This window comes from Natranaerofaba carboxydovora (assembly GCF_022539405.1).
GTDB lineage: Bacteria > Bacillota > Natranaerobiia > Natranaerobiales > Natranaerofabaceae > Natranaerofaba > Natranaerofaba carboxydovora.
In genome coordinates, this window is sequence record NZ_CP054394.1 from 2,517,726 (window position 1) to 2,536,167 (window position 18,442).

Annotated in this window: 15 protein-coding genes and 1 riboswitch; of the genes, 3 read left to right on the top strand and 12 right to left on the bottom strand. The window is 38.2% G+C overall.

Going from position 1 to position 18,442, the window contains the following annotated elements:
• Positions 1 to 376: 376 nt before the first annotated feature.
• Entirely contained in the window at positions 377 to 889 is a 513-nt protein-coding gene (locus ACONDI_RS11920) for a ferritin family protein (RefSeq protein ID WP_241078771.1), read from the top strand.
• 99 nt (positions 890 to 988) lie between these two features.
• On the opposite strand, the gene ACONDI_RS11925 is transcribed toward ACONDI_RS11920, so the two are convergent.
• The 6 genes from ACONDI_RS11925 to larB form a co-directional block, all read right to left on the bottom strand.
• On the bottom strand, positions 989 to 1,831 hold the full coding sequence (locus tag ACONDI_RS11925) for a methyl-accepting chemotaxis protein (RefSeq protein ID WP_241078772.1): 843 nt from the start codon (positions 1,829 to 1,831) through the stop codon (positions 989 to 991).
• A gap of 264 nt (positions 1,832 to 2,095) precedes the next feature.
• The gene (gene thiC / locus ACONDI_RS11930; RefSeq protein ID WP_241078773.1) at positions 2,096 to 3,442 is read right to left on the bottom strand and encodes a phosphomethylpyrimidine synthase ThiC; all 1,347 of its coding nucleotides are present in this window, start codon (positions 3,440 to 3,442) and stop codon (positions 2,096 to 2,098) included.
• A 484-nt stretch (positions 3,443 to 3,926) separates the two neighbouring features.
• Positions 3,927 to 4,017, bottom strand: a riboswitch (TPP riboswitch).
• Between the two features lie 82 nt (positions 4,018 to 4,099).
• Positions 4,100 to 4,972: a selenium-dependent molybdenum cofactor biosynthesis protein YqeB gene (gene yqeB, locus ACONDI_RS11935; protein ID WP_241078774.1), complete on the bottom strand. Its 873-nt coding sequence runs from the start codon at positions 4,970 to 4,972 to the stop codon at positions 4,100 to 4,102.
• Positions 4,973 to 5,008: 36 nt separating this feature from the next.
• Positions 5,009 to 5,803: an XdhC family protein gene (locus tag ACONDI_RS11940; protein WP_241078775.1), complete on the bottom strand. Its 795-nt coding sequence runs from the start codon at positions 5,801 to 5,803 to the stop codon at positions 5,009 to 5,011.
• 66 nt (positions 5,804 to 5,869) lie between these two features.
• The gene (locus tag ACONDI_RS11945) at positions 5,870 to 6,670 is read right to left on the bottom strand and encodes a beta/alpha barrel domain-containing protein (RefSeq protein ID WP_241078776.1); all 801 of its coding nucleotides are present in this window, start codon (positions 6,668 to 6,670) and stop codon (positions 5,870 to 5,872) included.
• A gap of 213 nt (positions 6,671 to 6,883) precedes the next feature.
• A complete protein-coding gene (larB, locus tag ACONDI_RS11950) occupies positions 6,884 to 7,699 on the bottom strand; it encodes a nickel pincer cofactor biosynthesis protein LarB (protein WP_241078777.1) in 816 nt (271 codons plus the stop codon).
• Positions 7,700 to 7,888: 189 nt separating this feature from the next.
• On the opposite strand from larB, the gene larE reads away from it, so the two are divergent.
• Positions 7,889 to 8,692 (top strand): ATP-dependent sacrificial sulfur transferase LarE, encoded by an 804-nt coding sequence (larE, locus tag ACONDI_RS11955; protein WP_241078778.1) that lies wholly within the window; start codon positions 7,889 to 7,891, stop codon positions 8,690 to 8,692.
• A gap of 17 nt (positions 8,693 to 8,709) precedes the next feature.
• Here the strand turns inward: larE and ACONDI_RS11960 are convergent, their stop codons facing one another.
• The gene (locus ACONDI_RS11960) at positions 8,710 to 9,510 is read right to left on the bottom strand and encodes a methyltetrahydrofolate cobalamin methyltransferase (RefSeq protein WP_241078779.1); all 801 of its coding nucleotides are present in this window, start codon (positions 9,508 to 9,510) and stop codon (positions 8,710 to 8,712) included.
• Positions 9,511 to 9,894: 384 nt separating this feature from the next.
• Between ACONDI_RS11960 and ACONDI_RS11965 the strand changes: the two genes are divergently transcribed.
• The gene (locus ACONDI_RS11965; RefSeq protein ID WP_241078780.1) at positions 9,895 to 11,040 is read left to right on the top strand and encodes a radical SAM protein; all 1,146 of its coding nucleotides are present in this window, start codon (positions 9,895 to 9,897) and stop codon (positions 11,038 to 11,040) included.
• Positions 11,041 to 11,125: 85 nt separating this feature from the next.
• On the opposite strand, the gene ACONDI_RS11970 is transcribed toward ACONDI_RS11965, so the two are convergent.
• The 5 genes from ACONDI_RS11970 to ACONDI_RS11990 form a co-directional block, all read right to left on the bottom strand.
• Positions 11,126 to 12,505 carry an SLC13 family permease gene (locus ACONDI_RS11970; protein ID WP_241078781.1) on the bottom strand — a complete coding sequence of 460 codons (1,380 nt, stop codon included), beginning with the start codon at positions 12,503 to 12,505 and terminating at the stop codon, positions 11,126 to 11,128.
• A 172-nt stretch (positions 12,506 to 12,677) separates the two neighbouring features.
• Entirely contained in the window at positions 12,678 to 14,984 is a 2,307-nt protein-coding gene (locus ACONDI_RS11975) for a xanthine dehydrogenase family protein molybdopterin-binding subunit (protein WP_241078782.1), read from the bottom strand.
• A gap of 3 nt (positions 14,985 to 14,987) precedes the next feature.
• A complete protein-coding gene (locus ACONDI_RS11980; protein WP_241078783.1) occupies positions 14,988 to 15,494 on the bottom strand; it encodes a (2Fe-2S)-binding protein in 507 nt (168 codons plus the stop codon).
• 65 nt (positions 15,495 to 15,559) lie between these two features.
• On the bottom strand, positions 15,560 to 16,387 hold the full coding sequence (locus ACONDI_RS11985; protein WP_277397856.1) for an FAD binding domain-containing protein: 828 nt from the start codon (positions 16,385 to 16,387) through the stop codon (positions 15,560 to 15,562).
• Between the two features lie 438 nt (positions 16,388 to 16,825).
• Entirely contained in the window at positions 16,826 to 18,442 is a 1,617-nt protein-coding gene (locus tag ACONDI_RS11990) for a BCCT family transporter (protein WP_241078785.1), read from the bottom strand.

An 18,442-nucleotide genomic window follows, 5' to 3' on the forward strand; every position in this document is an offset into this window, starting at 1 on the left:
ATTTAAAATAATTTAAAATAATGATTAAATTAATGGGTCAAATTAATAAGTTAAATTAGAAAACTTACATTATAAATAAGTTTCATTAGCAAAGTATAAATAAGCCTTCGTTAGTAAAATATTAGAAAAACTTGTTTCTATGACTACAAATAACCTTTGTTTTAAGTAAAGACGCTTCTAAAAATAATTGGTTACGGGAAAATTTTGTACAAATCCGAAAGATTTTTTCCAAAATTATTTTTCTAGAATATTTTAACAATAAAAAGGCAAAATATAAAAGACAGAATTAAAAAGAATATATTCATGAATATTCATGGATGATCAAGGACATTCAAGGATAAAACCAGAGGATTATAAGAAGAGGAGGGCAAAGAATATGCAGCCTTTTAGATGTCAAATATGCGGTGAAACATACCTTGGAGAGGAGAGGCCAGACAGGTGTCCTTACTGCGGGGTTGCAGGTAAGCACCTTATCAACGGGGCCGAGTGGATAAATCACGGCCAGGTAGATATGAGTGAACAGAGCTATAATTACTGCCAGGATGCTATAAAACTTGAGCTAAGTAATGCTGCCTTTTATCTTTGCTGTTCCAAAAGCGCTGAAAACCAGTTCACAGAAGCTATTTTCAAACGCCTACAAAAACAAGAGGCAGAACATGCTGAACTCATCTGTGAGATGATAGGAATAGAACAGCCAGAACTTCCCGTAGAAAACTGCGCTCCAAGCGATGCAGAGAATTTTAAAGAAGCCCATTCAAGAGAAAAGCGTGCCATGAATTATTATCTAGAAATAGTTAACAACTCACCTGAACCAAGGATAAAAGAAGTCTTTAAAGCACTGGCTGAAGTAGAGAGCGAGCATCTTCAGGCTTCTAATGTTTATGGGTAGATAGACCATTAAAAGCGATCATAGTTTACCATAACGGCCGCATTAAATAGCGGCCGTTACTATATTAATTAGCAAATTTTATTAATTAGCAAATTTTAATTAAGTAAGGTTTTTGGCAAAGTCTACAAGGGATTTTGACATATCTTCTAAGTTCTTTATTGTCTCTGAGATGGATTGAAGTTCGTTTGCCTGCTGGGTTGTTACTTTTTCAATATTGTTGACGCCCTCGTTAACATTATCATCACTTTCTTTTAAGGTAGAGAGTACTTCTTCAATCTTTTTTAGGGAATCATTTGTATTGTCAGCTAACTTTCGGATCTCTTCAGCAACCACACCAAATCCTCGACCTTCATCACCAAGTCTTGCAGCTTCAATGGCTGCGTTTAGGCCAAGGAGGTTTGTCTGGTCTGTAACATTTCTAACCACCTGCAGGATGTCATCAGTTTCTTCGACTTTGGTATTAAGTTCTTCTGCATAATTTGAGAGCTCACTTCCTGTAGATGCTAGCTCTTCTGATTCACCAGATATCGTCTCCACTGCATCCATTATCTTAGAAACTGAATCTGACAGTTCACTTGACATGTTATATATTTTCTCTTGCTTTTCTAAGTTTTTGGTGATGGATATACTTCCTATTATTTCGTTGTTTTCATCTTTTATTGGAGAAGCAGAGCTGATATATGGAAAGCCGAATTTTTCACTGTCGAATTTTTGCATGATATTCTTTCCCTGTTTAATTGCTTGATAAAGTCCAGACTTCTCAGGTACCCCGTCTCCTTTTCTTGTGCCATGATCAATATTATTTCCCGGAAAATATGCCACAAAGGTCTTCTCCCCTGCTTCAACAACAGCAACTGCAGCATCATCAGGCATGGTATCCCTGATCAACTCACCGATATTCACCATACAATCTAGCTTATTTTTGCAGTTAATAACTGACATTTTGACAACTTCCCCCCTAAATTTTTAAATTAATATAAACGGATCTTATTATTTCGGATATAATTCTAGTTAGTTTTTAAACATAATCATCCAATTTATATCAAGTGCAATTTTTATGCCAAAATAAAAAGAAGACCCTATCCATCCATATATTTCAGGGTCTTCTATAATTTAATTTATATCCAATTCCAAAATTCAAGTATCAAAATTTTTAACATTGTTTAAATATTGTTTAAATAATGAACAATATTGTCTGATTCGAATCTATTTCAGAGCTTCATCTGCTATCTTCATGGCACAGTATTGGCCACACATGCTGCATTCTTCGCCTGTGCTTTTATCTTCTGAATCTTTATCTTCAGTATCTTTATCTTTTTGGGGATTTGTATCTTTTTTAATTTGTTTTGCTCTTTCTGGGTCTAGTGATAGTTCAACCTGCTTTTCCCAGTTTAGCTCTTTTCTTGCTATACTCATCTGCCTGTCTCTTTCTAAGGAATATTCATTCCCAAGAGATATGTCGGCTGCGTGAGCTGCTATTTTGCTTGCTACTACTCCTTCTTTAACTTCTTTTTCCCCGGGAAGTCCAAGGTGTTCTGTCGGGGTAACATAGCAGAGAAAATCCGCTCCAGAAACCGCTGCCAGTGTGCCACCTACTGCTGATGTTATATGATCATAACCCGGAGCAATGTCAGTAACAAGAGGCCCAAGTACATAAAAAGGCGCATCATTGCAGAGTTCTTTTGCAATCTCCATGTTGGTTCTTATCCTGTTAAACTTCACATGACCAGGCCCTTCTACCATCACCTGAACATCTGCTTCTCGTGCCCTATCAACAAGTTCACCTAGTACTAAAAGTTCTTGTATCTGCGCCCTATCAGTTGCATCTAGGACTGAACCCGGACGCAGTCCATCACCAAGGCTTAATGTAAGGTCATATTCTCTAGCTATGTCAAGAAGCTTATCATACTCCTCATAGAGAGGGTTTTCCTTCTGGTTATGAACCATCCAGCCAGTGAGCATTGCACCTCCCCTGCTTACTATGTCACAGATTCTTCCCTGCTGTTTTAACCTTTCTATTCCAGACAGTGTAAGACCACAGTGAACTGTGACAAAATCCATCCCATCCTCGGACTGTCTTCTTATAACATCAAAGATATCTTCTGTGTTCATCTCTACAAGTGGTTTTTCTTTTCTTCTAAGTTCTGTCGCAGTTTGATAAACTGGCACACCACCAACCGGGATAGAGCTTTGGGCGATGACTTGTTTTCTTGTTTTGTCTATATCATATCCAGTACTAAGATCCATCACAGCATCTGCCCCACCTTCTACAGCCGCATCAAGCTTTCTAAGCTCTGTGTCTATACTAGATAGGGCTTCAGAAGTTCCTATATTTGCATTAACTTTGACAGTAAGGCCTTCCCCTATACCCTTTGGTTCTATCTCAGGTACATTTGTATTTATCTTAGACCCGCGCCTATTATTATATGGGATGACTATCTTTCCTCTGGCGATCCCCTCTCTTAACTTTTCTACATCAACCCTTTCAATCTTTGCTACCTTCTCCATCTCCTTAGTGATCTCCCCTCGTTTAGCTTTTTCCAACAATAACATACCAAACATCACTCTCCTATTTGAATTGTTTGTTCAAATGCATACCACAAGTTATCTGCTCGTGGCATAGCTTACATACTATAAAACAACTTTTGATTTAGCGAAACTTTTAGCAAAACTCATTTAGCTTCTCCCAATTAGTGCTAATTGTTCAGCTGCATGTCATAAACACGGGGTTTGGGCAGTTTAGCATACATACTATAAGATAGCTTTTGATTTGCGAGGGCTTCTTCCAGTCAGTGCCAATTGTTCGGCTGCATGTCATAAACACGGGGTTTGGGCAGTTTAGCATACATACTATAAGATAGCTTTTGATTTGCGCGGTTTTTAGCAAATCCTAGCTATTCGTTAGTATGTATGCTAAACAAATAAAAAAACCACCAATCCCCTTTGGCTAGCCTTCACCTGACGCAGGACTTAATAGCATACACTACACTGCATTAAGCCTGCCTAGAAAAGCATAAAAGACAGCCAAAAAAGACTGGTGGTCTATTAAATGCTTCCCTCCGCCGGTACTACCCGGATCAGGTTAAAGGGTCTACTCTCAGCCCAAATGGGCACCCCTAGCATTGCATTTGATTTTATTTAATTTTTTAAAAAACTTCCATTATATATATTCTAAGCTTTTCTGGAGAATTAATCAAGCCACAAATTCAGCTATTTTGAAGAATTAGCAAGTACTGCCTCTAAGGCTCCACCGGCTACTGCAAGGGCTTTGTCAGAGATTGTATAACAGTGGTCTATATTTTTCCTTGGATCAATATCCCCAAGCTTCATGTTTTCTTTTACTCTAAGGCCGTTTTGCAGAAGTCCTCTTATCATCCCATCTATCCCGGCCTCAACTGGTGTATCATCTACATAACCTACAATTTCGCCTTCTTTTACAATATCTCCTATAATAAGCTTACTTCTAAATTCACCTTTGCAGGGAGCCCGAAGCAGTCTTTCTGTGGTATATCCATCTATATTCCCCGGCACTCCAGTATTTGGCTTTGCCTGTCCCTCATATATCACCCTACCAAGATAATGGCCTCTAGAAGTTTCTATCACACAGTCCACATCTTCTCCTGCTTTATAACCAGGTCCAAGGGCTATCACAGTGTTTGCCATATCTTTTGTGATGCCGGTGTTTTTCTTTGTAATAGTTGCTTCTATTAGTACATCTGGTTTTAGCCCGGTCAAAGATTTTAGCTTAGGATCTATCAGAAGAGGTATTTGACCTCTATCAATTACTTGATATACTTCGCCATATATTGAATTATCATACACTGAATCTAAGTCCACCGCATCTGCATCTTTATACGTCGTATCTAGATTTGTGGTTTCTTCATAGCTGACTTTTTGGCAGGTAATACCTTCTACTTCTGTTATATCATCATATGCCGCCTGGGCAAAAGATACCGTCCTTCTAACTACTGTGGGCCTTTGGGTCTCAACTAGCACCACCTTCAGTCCGGCCCTAAAAAGCCTGTACGCCACTCCACTAGCAAGGTCTCCCCCGCCTCTTATCAAAATCAACCCATGTGACATTTTAGTTCTCACCTGCTTTTCTTCTTTTTCCTTTTTTTATTCTTTTTCTTCGCCTTTGTATCTAACTTTGATCAGCTGGGCCACTATACTTACTGCAATCTCAGAAGGTCTATCCCCACCTATATCTAGGCCTATAGGGGCATAGACTTGATCTAGTCTTTCCTGTGGGATTCCTTTTTGCTTTAGGTTATCAAATATTACTTTTATCTTCCTTTTGCTGCCTATCATCCCGATATACTTGGCATCTTTGTTGATGACTTTTTCTAGAGCTATCTGGTCATGTTTGTGTCCCCTGGTGACAAGTACTACATAGGTAGCACTGTTTATATTTATCTCTTCAAGGGCTTTTTCGATGTCATCTGCTATTATATTATCCGCATCGGGGAATTTTTCTCTTGAAGCAAATTCTTTTCTGTCATCTATAACAACCGTTTCAAAATCTAATAGTTTTGTATAGTGGGAGATGCACTGAGAGATATGGCCTGCACCAACTATTACAAGTTTTGGAGCAGTCAATATAGGCTCAACAAATAAGCTTACTTCGCCGCCACATACCATGCCTAGAGCTTCTGCATCCTTTTCATTTAGATCATAGTGGACAAATTTAGCTTCTTTTGTCTCTAATACTTTTTTGGCCTCTTCTATTATCCTTGCCTCAAGAGCACCTCCACCTATCGTGCCTTTTGTGCCACCATCTTCAAACACTATCATTTTGGCCCCTATTCTGGCAGGGGTTGAACCCTTGGAGTGGGTAACAGTAGCCAGGACAGCAGGCTTGTTGTTTTCTAAACAATGATGCAAGTACTCAAAGACTACTTTATTATCATCCAATTGCAATCGCTCCTTTTTCACATTTCAACTTAATATTATCTTGATATTAATATTACATGCCTTAAGCTATTTTATTATCTCCATTTTGAGATCCAAAGGAGGAGAATCTATAATTTTGTCTTTGATATCAAGGATGTCTATTCCATAGCTAGCATATTTCGATATATCCTTTATATTTATACTTCCAGAAAAACCTACTTTTTTGTGGCAACGCATATTAAGTTCATTCAAACAATAAATGACTTTAATTGCATCTTCTACGCTTCCGGTATCAACCATCAAGATGTCTGCTCCACCCTCTGATGCTTCTTTTACTTCTTCATATATTTCTTTTATTTCGCCAGTTGTCTGAAAAACTATTTGATAGCCTTTTTCTTTAAGTGGAGTTACAGATTTAAGAGCAGGGTATATGCCGTCAAAGATTTTGACTAGACTATTATCGACCCATACATAAGGTTTTTTTGATATAGTGCTAGATATGCCTCCAGTTTCTATAGCATTTTTAAACCTATCTTTTACTTCAATGGGCATCTTCTCCCATGCACTAGATGTTATCTTCACCCTAGAGCTAGCTTCTAGAGAAGCCTCATACGCCTTAAAAGCAGCACCCGATGGTTTTGATAGGGTAGAAATTATTATTTCTTTAACTTCCATTACAACTGTAGGCTTTGCAGTAAATGAAACTACAACATCACCTTTTTCTACCTCTTCACCATCTTTTACAAAGTGAGATAATTCTAGGTCCAAATTCTCTAGTTTTTCTTTTATCCCATCTGCACCTGCTATCAACCCTTTATTATCTGCTTTTATTTCGGCTTTCACCGTCTCATTTTTTACATTTTCAAAAATGATCTCCCTGACATCCATAAGATTAATAACCTCCACTCTAATGCTGTAATAATAGTAACCAAAAATCACATAAGAATCACATATAAGAACTCTCATAATAATTACATAAAAACAATTACTCGATATAATTTAAACAATTAAGCCAAAAAACCCTTTAGAAGATTAAAGCTATATTTTTCATTATTTTAGCATTAGAGTTTAATTATGATACTTTTTTATCAAACTGTTTTGTCATGAAACTGTTTTGTTAATTAGACTAGCAGAATACCCGGCACCAAAGCCGTTATCTATATTTACCACACTAACTCCCGCTGCACAGCTGTTAAGCATGGTTAGAAGGGCACTTATCCCGCCAAAACTTGCTCCATAACCTACACTTGTGGGACACGCAATGATAGGCGCTTCTACAAGCCCACCTACTACACTTGCAAGGGCACCTTCCATACCTGCAACAACTACTACGACTTTTGCTTCATACAAAAGGTCCTGGTTTGATAATAGCCTGTGAAGCCCTGCCACTCCCACGTCATAGAGTTTTTCTACCCTGTTACCCATGATTTTTGCTGTTTCATACGCTTCTTCAGCAACAGGAATATCCGAGGTACCTGCTGCAGTTATTACTATCAAGCCTTTATCTTCTTGAGCTTTTTCTTCTTTAACTATATCTTCTTGAACTTTATCTTCATCTTTTTCGTCCAAAGAACCATCCAAAGAACCATCATAGATAATAGTCTTTGCAAGATCATTGTATCTTACCTCAGGCATCTTTTCTTTTATGGCATGATAAATTTCTTCTGAGGCCCTTGTGGCAAGTACTTTTTTGTTATTTTGATAAAGCCTCCTAAATATTTCTACCACCTGATCTATTGTCTTTCCTTCGCAGTAAATCACCTCGGGAAAGCCTGTCCTAACGCAGCGGTGATGATCAACTTTGGCATATCCAAGGTCTTCAAAATCCAAATTTTTTAAAGCCATAAGAGCTTTTTCGACTTCTGTTTCACCATTTTTTACTTCATTTAGAAGCTCTTTTAATGATCTCTGATCCATACCAAATCACCTCCAACTCTATTTTGTTCAAAGTGTATTTTCAATAATATCACTATTAGCACTATGAAAGCAATTTTATCAATAGATAAACAAAACAATATCTGCTATTTAGTCAAAAACTGCTTAAGGTGTTTGTTAATCTATGATAAAATACTCCTATATTGCCTTAGGTTAAAGGAGGATATAAGGTTGGCTGACAAATCATTAAACAAAAAATTCTCACATCTTAAAAATATCATCAAAGATATGACAGACGGCGCTGTTGTTGCTTTTTCTGGGGGTGTTGACAGCACTTTTCTACTTAAGGTCTGTTTTGATGTATTAGGTACTGGCAAAGTTCTTGCCGTAACCTCTGCTTCAGAGACCATCCCTGAAAGAGAGCTTAATAAAGCAAAAGACCTGTGCGAAAAAATAGGCAGTAAACATAAGATCATCTATACCAATGAGCTACAGGTAGATGGTTTTAGAAAAAATCCAAAGGATAGATGTTTCTACTGCAAAAATGAGCTGTTTGAGAGCTTGTGGCAGATAGCTAAAGAAAATAACTTATCTCATGTATTGGACGGCTCTAATTATGATGATATAGGTGATCACAGGCCTGGCATGAAAGCTGCCAAAAAACATGGCGTCAAAAGCCCCCTTCAGGAGGCTATGTTAACTAAAGATGATATTAGAAAAATGTCAAAAACACTGGATCTTCCCACCTGGAACAAGCCCGCCATGGCATGTCTTTCTTCAAGGTTTCCCTACGGGGAAGAGATAACAAAAGATAAGATAACCTCAGTCGAAAAAGCAGAAGACTTATTAGAAAGCCTTGGTTACAAGCAGTTCAGGGTTCGCCATCACGACAGTATAGCCAGAATAGAAATTTTATCTTCTGAATTTGACAAAATCCTTGAAGACAAGGACAAAATAACAAAAAGCCTAAAAGAACTTGGGTTCAAATTTGTCACTTTGGACATGGAGGGCTTTCGCTCCGGTAGTATGAACTGATAATTTACATTCGACGCTTATACTTCTAAGATCCCTTTTCTGTGGGCTTTTAGATAATCTTTACAGAACTTGTCTTTGTCTAATAATGATTTGGCTGAAGTAAACTGTGCCATCATCTTTTTGTCTGTAGGGTCAAGGATTACCCCATCAAGGCCTACCGTCATACACATTATCATAAAGGTCTGATTTAGAATCTTTCTGTTTGGAAGGCCGTAGGACACATTACTTAGCCCACACATAGTATGAACTTCATCGTAATATTCATGGATGCTAGTAATAGTCTCAAGTACTGAAGGGCCATTCTTGGTGTCTGTGCTAATAGGCTGAATTAGAGGGTCAATGTAGATGTCATCTTCTTTAACCCCTTCTTCTTTTAGGCCATCGATAACTGCCTTGGCACAGTCAAATCTTTTTTTAGCATCTTTTGGTATTCCGTCATCATCCATACAAAGAGAAATAATTTTACAGCCGTATTTGGTTACTAAAGGCTTTATTGCATCATAGCGTTCTTTTTCACCGCTTATTGAATTAACCATAGCCTGTCCGTTCTTGTGATGCTTTAGCCCTGCTTCTATTGCATTTGGACTTGGGCTGTCAATGCAGAGGGGGTTGTCAACAGCAGTTTGAATCTCTTTTACCATCCACTCCATAATTTCAGGTTCATCATTGATAAAGGTACCACAGTTTACATCGATGTAATCTGCCCCACTCTCTGCCTGTTCTTTTGCAAGGTTTTTAATGAACTCTGCGTCTCTTTTTTCCACAGCTTCTTTGACGGATTTTCTACTGGTGTTAATCTTTTCACCAACTATAAGCACATCAATCCACTCCTTTTTGAATTTTAAGTTTTTCTTTTCATTTTAAGTTTTTTTAATTAAAGAAAATTATTTACCCACTGTCAGCAAATTCCTATTTTCTTAAGTTTTGCTTATCAGTTTTGCTTTTCAGTTACTAAAACTTTTTAATCATCTTAATTTTATGCAATATTTATGCCAAAAATATTTTAATGCAAAGGTTGGCATTATGATTATTTTTTTGCTAACCGAGGGATGATTTGATGGTTATATATTTTGTTTTAAAATTTCACAGATGTTAAAAATTTGAACGGTTAAAAATAAAGAAAAAACTGAAAACTCCTATTTGAAACTTTCTAAATGTGATAAAATGAACTTAGGAGAAAGAATAAGAAGGGGGGAGGACCAGTGAAAGTAAATTTTGAACAAGGACCAATCAGACCACCACACGAAACAAAAAGCCTTTTGATCAGAGTTACTAGAAACTGTCATTGGAACAAATGCCTATTTTGCCCCACCTATAAAGATAAAGAGTTCAATATTAGATCAATAGAAGAAGTGATAGAAGATCTGCACGAGATTAAAGAAGGGGAAAACAAAATTAGAAACTTTGCAGTTGATAAATTCGGAAGTTCTGAGATCACCATGGAAGTAGTGGAAGAGATCCAAAGAAAACACCCTGGTTTGTCAAAGCTTGCTTTGTGGCTTTATGGAGGAGCAAAGAGGGTATTCTTGCAGGATAGCGATAATCTTATAATGGATACAGACGACTTGCACCAAATTATCACAACTATTAAAGAATTCTTCCCCGGGGTCAAAGGTATATCTACCTACTCAAAATCAAGAACAATTGCAAGTAAGTCCCTAGAAGAGTTGAAAAAACTAAAAAGCGCTGGACTTACAGAGGTTCACATTGGCCTAGAAACTGGCCACGACAAACTTCTCGAGTATGTCAACAAAGGGGCTACATCAGAAGAACATATTGAAGGAGGAAAAAAAGCCATAGAAGCAGGTTTGATCCTCTGTGAATACGTTATACTTGGGCTTGGTGGCAGAGAATGGAGTAGAGATCATATCTTAGATACTGCAAAAGTCCTTAACTCCATTAACCCTCACTTCATCAGAATTAGAACCCTTGGGCTCAGGGATGGTGTGCCTTTATTACAGAAAGTAACTGACGGCAACCTAACCCTGCAGGGAGATGATAAGATCCTTCTAGAAGAAAGGCTATTACTTACATCTTTGAATGTAGATAGCTATGTCATAAGCGATCACATACTAAATCTTCTTGAAGAAGTGGAAGGGAAACTCCCTGAAGACAAGGAAAAAATGATAGCCAAGATCGATGAATATTTTGAGCTGTCAAAGGAAGATAGAGACAATTTCTGTATAGGAAGAAGGCTCGGGTTATATGGCTCCCTCAAAGACCTTAAGAACAAAAGCCTCTACAAAAAGGTGGAAATTGTTAAGAACAAACTTGATAACCAGGGAAGGGTAGAAGAACTTTTCTTAAATAACTATAGAGGAAAATATAACGAGCTTACTGTTTTGTAAAAAAAAGTAGCCTGGTTTAAGGAGCATATTAGACTCCAAAAATCCAGGCTATCTTTTAAACTATTCTTGTTCAGTTGTTCATTTTTTAAAATATAAAATTCCACAGTGTAGCAGATATAAATAAAAACACTAAGATAGATAGGACTAAGAGAATTGCTCCTGCCTTCATCATGTCTTTTGTCTCGAAGTAACCTGAACTGTACGCTATAGCATTAGGTGGTGTATTAGCCGGCAAGAAAAATGCAAAAGATGAGGCAACACCTGCTGCTGCAGCTAATATTACCGGGTTAACTCCAAGCTGAAATGCCATACTTATCGCTATAGGAACAAAAGCTGTTGAGGTAGCAGTAATACTGCAAAATACCAAAAGGCTAAGTCCTGTGATAATAACTATAATTACTCCAATCCAATAAACTGAGAAATCTCCAATAACTCCCATCAAGATCTCAACAAACCAGTCTATTACACCTGTTGCTTGAAGGCCATTCCCAAGGGAAAGCCCTCCACCTATAAGTATTATAACTCCCCAGTCCACATCTAAGGTGGTTTCTTTCCAGTTGAGTACACCTACTATTGGGAAGTGAAGTAATAATACCCCTAGAAGTGATACTATATAGATCCAGTTGTTTGGCATTGTCCAGATTGAATCAAGAAGCCACAGGGTAATAATAAGGGCAAAGATAGCCAAAAAATTGTACATACCTTTTGGTTTTTTGCCGTCTCCTTCTTCTTCCAAAAATCCTACTTCTACTTCTTCAGTCTCAGGCGGGAATAGTTTTAACAAAATAAACCAGGCTCCCGGTATCAGAAGAATTACAAAGGGTAACCCAATAAAAATCCAATCCAAAAAATTCAAGTGTATATCGGCCATATCCTGTAAAAACCCTATGGTAATAGGGTTAGGAGTTGTTCCTATAGGGGTTGCAATCCCCCCGATAGATCCGGCATAAGCTATCCCAATGATAAAAGCCTTGCCTATATTTTCTGCATTACCTTTTATCATCTGCAGCATTTTCACAGCAATAGGTATCATTATTGCCGTAGTCGATGTATTAGCAATCCACATCGATAGGACTGCTACAGCTACCATCATACAAAATAAAAGAGTGCTTGTCCTTGTTCCAGCAAGCTTTATCATCTTTATACTTAAGTCTCTGTCCAAATCATACTTTTTAAGGGCAGATGCAAGTACAAAACCTACAAGTATCAGTGAGTTAACAGGACTGGCAATATATGAAAGGGCTTCTTCCAGTGGCAAAATCCCAAGTGTAGACTGCAAAAATATTATTGTAAGCCCGGTGATTGGGATCGCAATAATCTCGGTACCCCACAACAGGGCAGCAACTAAAGAAATTGCTATCATCATCATACCCGGCTGATCAAGGCCAGAAAAATTAAACATTGTAGATGAAACCAGTATACCAGCGCATATTGCCATTATTATAATTTTTTTGTATAGATTCATTTGAAATCACTCTGCCTTTTCGACTGTGTGTAATTAAAAGTATTGGACCCCTTGAATCTTCTATAGGGTCCAATACTTTACGTTAAATGCTTACTCATTCTCTTCTTTCTCACAAATTCTAATATTTAGATCTGTTTGCTTTTGATTTTGCTTTATAGTTTTCTTTATATCTTTACTTTTTGTCATTGTTTTTTAACTCAAAGTATAACTGCTCTGGCATGAACGGAATCTCTTTTAACCTTAAACCAGTAGCATTATATATGGCGTTTGCAATAGCTGGTGCACCGGGGTTTTTGGCAGGTTCTCCAATTCCTTTTGCCCCGAAAGGCCCATTTGGTTCGTTAGTTTCAATTAGATAGGTGTTGATATTGTAATTAACATCGGCAGATGTTGGCACCTTGTAATCCAAAAGATTGGGGTTTAGGATCTCACCGTCAGACATTCTCATCTTTTCGCTAAGGGTCCAACCCATGGCGTTTGCTACTCCACCTTCTATCTGTCCTTCAAGGGATAGGGGGTTAAGAGCTGTTCCCACATCGTGAGCTGCCCAGTAGTTAAGAAGGGCTACTTTCCCGGTTTCTGTATCTACTTCAACCTCTACTATATGACACCCGAAAGGATAAGCCGGTGAAACATTACCATAGTTAGCCTCATCTGGCATAACAGTATCAGGAATATAGGTTCCTTTGACGGTTATCGGTACTGCACCACGTTCAAAGAAAGCTTTCTCGCAGACCTCGGCAAAGGATATTATCTCCTTTGAATTGTTCTTGTCGATAATTTTGCCATCTTTTATATCCATAACTGCTGCTGGAACTTCTGTACACTTTGAGGCATAGTCAAGAATAATCTCCTTAGCTTTTTTGGCACCGTCTAGAACAGCGTTACCTCCAAGGGTCGTTGCTCTAGAGGCAAAGGTACCACACCCAAAAGGCCCTACATCTGTATCAATGATTTCTGTTTTGACATCTTTTAATGGAAGTCCAAGGACCTCTGCTGCAATCTGGGCAAAAGTGGTATTCATACCCTGGCCTATCTCTGCTTCTCCTGTATGAATCTTTACTTTCCCACCCGGGGAGATCTTCAGAATTGCTGAAGAACCCTCAAAAGGTGGATAGAAGGGCCTGTTTCCTGATACGTGGTTACATACTGCAAGGCCAATTCCACGTTTTTTGGTACCTTCAGGTTGATTTTTGTATTCTTCTCTTTTTCTATTAAAGTCACTTTCCTTAACAACTGTATCCACACATTCAGGCAGACCGCAGGTGTTAACTTTCCAACCGTGCACTGATGTTTCGCCGCTCTCGATAGCGTTTATAAGTCTTATTTGGTCTGGTCCTATATCAAGTTCTTCTGCTGCAACATCCATGGCCTGTTCAAAGGCAAAGTGCATCTGTGAGTTACCAAAGCCTCTATAACAGCTTGTAGGCACAGTATTTGTATAGACTGAGTAACCTTTGGTTCTTACATTCTCTAGCTTGTACATTGAGTCAAGCCTGTAGCAGGCAGTTTTCATAATGGCAGGTGCATATACAGTCCTTGCACCGTTTCCTGCAAATAGTTTGGTTTCTTTGGCAGTTATCTTGCCATCTTTATTAAATGCTACTTTTAGATAGATTCTCATGGGCACTCTTGGGTTTGAGGCGATAAAATCTTCTTCTCTAGTATTTATTATTTTAACGGGTATGCCTAGTTCTCTGGCTGCAAAAGCTGCAATAATGTGGGACTTGTACTCAAATTTGGCCCCAAACCCTCCTCCAACGTGAGGCTTTACGATTCTAATGTCATCTGGGTCCATGTTAAGGGCTTCTGCATAGCGAAGCCTTGCCATCGATGGCACCTGAATTGATAGATAAAGGGTAATCCTGTTATCAACTTCTGGTACAGCGATACCTCTTTGGGTTTCTAGATGTGCATGATATAGTGTTCCCGCATAGAATACGTCTTCATAGATATAATCAGCTTCTTCGTATGCCCCGTCAACGTCACCTCTTTCAACCTCAAAGGTTGACGTAACATTTCTCTCCTGTTCTTCATGTATAGCTGGAGCATCTTCTTCAAAAGCCTCTTCCGGGTCAAAAACCGCCGGCAGTTCTTCGTAGTCTACTTTTATCTTTTCTAGGGCTGTATCTGCAGTCTCTTCATCAATTGCTATCACAACTGCTACCTCATCACCAATAAATCTTACCCTGTCTTTTGCAAGGATTTCCCAATCTTTTACCATAGGGCCAAACTTGTTATCAGGTACATCTTTTCCTGTGAAGATGCCTTTGACACCAGGGACTTTTTGGGCTTCTTCTACATCGATTGATTTTATTTTGGCATGAGCTACAGTGCTTCTTAAGATCTTACCGTGATAGACTTTTCCTAAATTAATGTCATCCACATATTTGGCCTTTCCCATGGCTTTTTCTGCTGCATCATACTGGGGAAGGCTTTTTCCAATGATGTTATAATCCTTTTTGGTATCTTCAGTCATTGTCTAAACTCCCCTCCCTTCAGGAGTTTCATTTTTGTTCTTGTCTTGAATATAATTATAGATAGCTTCAACTATCTTTTGATATCCGGTACAGCGACACAAGTTACCTGACATTTCATCTCTTATATCATCTTTAGTAAAGGAAGAAGCTTCTGGCTTTTCTACTAAGGTTATTGACCTCATTACCACACCCGGGGTACAGTACCCGCACTGGATAGCTCCGTGCTCAACAAGAGTCCTTTGAACAGGGTGAAGTTCTTCTTCACTTGTTGCAATTCCTTCAATGGTAGTGATCTTTCTATTATTAGCCTGAACAGCAAGTACAAGACACGATGTAACCGGTTTACCGTCCAAAAGTACTGTACAAGCACCGCATTCTCCCGTTCCACATCCTTCTTTGGTTCCCGTTAAGCCAAGTTCATCTCTCAAAACTTGAAGGAGGGTAGCATTGGGCTTAACATTTAATTCAAAAGTTTTTCCATTAACATGTAAGGTCACAATTTTAAACATTAAATACTCTCCCCTCATCTGTTATTGCTTATCATCAGATTAAATCGAACTAAAAATTTGTAGAATTAGACTTTCAGGAGCTTATTTTGCATACCCCTTAGTATTCTAGCTACTAGTACATTTATTATTTGGCGTCTATATTCTACAGGGGTACGCCTACCAGAAGGATTACAGCTTGTGGCCGCTCGATTGGCTATTTTTTCAATGTTATCTTCTGTTAGTGTTTTACCCTCTAGTTCCTTTTCTAACTCTTCTGGTAGGCACATTGGGGTTGGAGCAACTCCTCCTAATGCAATGTTAGCTTTTAATATTTTTTCATTATTTTCATCTAGTTGAAGTAATACTGATGCGCTTGCCAGTGCTATATCCATCTGATTTCTGGTTGAATATCTTTCATAATCTGTCAAAACATTACCGTTTGTCCATTTTGGAACAATTATAGAGTGCAAAATTTCGTCCTGCTCTATCTGAGTTTTAGATGGTCCTGTGATAAAATCTTTCAAAAGTACTGTTCTTTTCGTACCGGCTTCATTAATTAGTAAAAGCTCTGCATCTAAAGTGATTAGTGGAGGACTGGTTTCGTTTGATGGGGCTGCATTACACAAGTTACCCCCTACTGTAGCTAAGTTCCTTACCTGCTCTGAGCCGTGGCAGCTAGCTGCTTTACTTAATGAAGGAAAATAATCTCTAATAAGTTTGGTGTCTTTTAGCTGTGTAATGGTCGCTCTAGAACCTATTCTTACTGCGTTTTCTTCTTCTTCGATCTTTTCTAGCTCACTTATATTCTTTAGATCAATCAAGTACTGCGGTGTAATTTTATGATCTCTCATCTGTACGAATAGATCAGTCCCACCAGCCAAGAATTTTGCATTTTCTCCGTATTCTTTTTTAATTTTAAAGCTTCTTCCAAAGTTGAAGGCTCAAAGTAATCAAAGTTTTTCAAGTTATTCACTCCTTCTTGACTATTGATAATAAATTATCATAAACTAGCTTATCTAATATAACGAGATCTAATATACCTAATAAAACAAAATCTGCTTAACAAACAATATCTTTACAGTATTACTTCATTACTTCTTATTAAAATACATATTGCAATATACATATTGCAATTTATATGCCAATTTATCAAATACCACTGTTATCAACATTTTTAATTTAACAAAGGCGTTCTCGTTAATTAATTAAACAAGATTGTTTTCTTTTTTAACAACATGTCGATATAATGACAATATAATTTACAAAAACAGCCTGACTATTCAATTTTTAATAGCCAGGCTGTTTTGTTGAAAAAGAGCTGCTAAATCTTACAGGAGGTGGTAAAGCAATTTCTATGCATTTTCTGAACCTGGACTTGCTTCAGTTGTAGGTTCAGCTTTGTCATCTTCTTCAAGCTCTTCAGGCTTGTACATATGCGGGAACTGCATTTTGTGCATTCTCTTTGCAAGGATTGGGCCTCCCCAAAGCATTGGGATAAGAAGTAGTGATACAGGTACTGCTGTAAATACAATGAAGTTTTGGAGTGCTTCTATACCACCTTCACCAATCATAATCAAGATGGCAGCTACTGCACCCATAATAATTGCCCAGAATATTCTGATTGGAGCGTATGGGTTTTCCTTTCCACTAACAACGATAGACATTGTAAAGGCCATTGAGTCACCAGTTGTTGCTAAGAAAGACACCAGTAGTACCATTATTAACGGGACAATTATCATGCTTAGAGGTAGTTCTAGTGCTATATGAAGTAGTGCGGCTGGTAATCCTGCGTCAAAGAGTGGCTCAGAGATAATTCCTGGATTATTTAGTTCGAAAAAGATTCCGCTTCCGCCTAGAGTTGTAAACCAGAACATTGTTGCTATAGGTGCTATAATTCCTACACCTGTTACAAGCTCTCTAATTGTTCTTCCTTTGGAGATTCTTGCAACAAATAGTCCCATCATAGGGCCATAACCTAAGAACCAGGCAAAGAAAAATACTGTCCACCAGCTAAGCCAGCCCCCGTCCCCACGATAAAGAGTCATTGGAACAAAATCTCTTACATGACTACCAAAAGAACCTAAAAAGCTATCAATTATAAATCCGGCTGGTCCAACTAATAGTACTAGACCTACTAAAACAAATGCTGCTATAACATTAAATCTACTTAAAAATCTAATTCCTTTATATAGTCCTGTAACTGCTGATAGTGTATATATTCCTACTAAGACAACCAAAATGCCTAGCTGAGTTAAAAATACATTTGGCACTCCTAAAGTATGCTCTAACATGTAACTCATCTGAAGTCCAAGAAAACCAATCGGACCAATTGTACCTGCAGCTACAGCTACGATGGCAACAATGTCAGCCACGCTACCCCAGGGGCCCATAACACCTTTTTCCCCAAGGACCGGGTATAGCATGGAACGTGGTTTTAGAGGTAAACCTTTTACGTGATAAGCATACATCAAAACAACTGTAGTTAAAGTTGCAAGTATTGCCCAGGCATTAAATCCCCAGTGCAAAAAGCTTGCTGACAGAGCTGGTTCTACTGCCTCAGCACTTCCTGCCTCAATACCGCTAAAGAATGGAGGCACATCTGTAAAGTGATAAATAGGCTCTGCCGCCGACCAGAAAATCCCTCCGCCGGCCAGTAGAGTCATCATAATCATACATACCCAGGAAAAAGTCCCTATCTCAGGTTTTACATTACCCCCAAGCTTTACAGAGCCATATTTGGATATTGCAAGACCAAAAGCAATCACTACTGTTAAGAAACAAAGGGCCTGAAAGATAGCGCCAAAGTAAGTTGCACTCCAGTCAAAAGTAGTATTTACGAATGCTGAAACTGAATCAATGCTAATTAATGCAGCGATAACAAAAACAACCAAAAAGCCTCCACTGGTTATAAAAACCGGCCAATCTACATCTTTTAACATTTCATTCTTAACATTTTTTTCTTCAGCCAT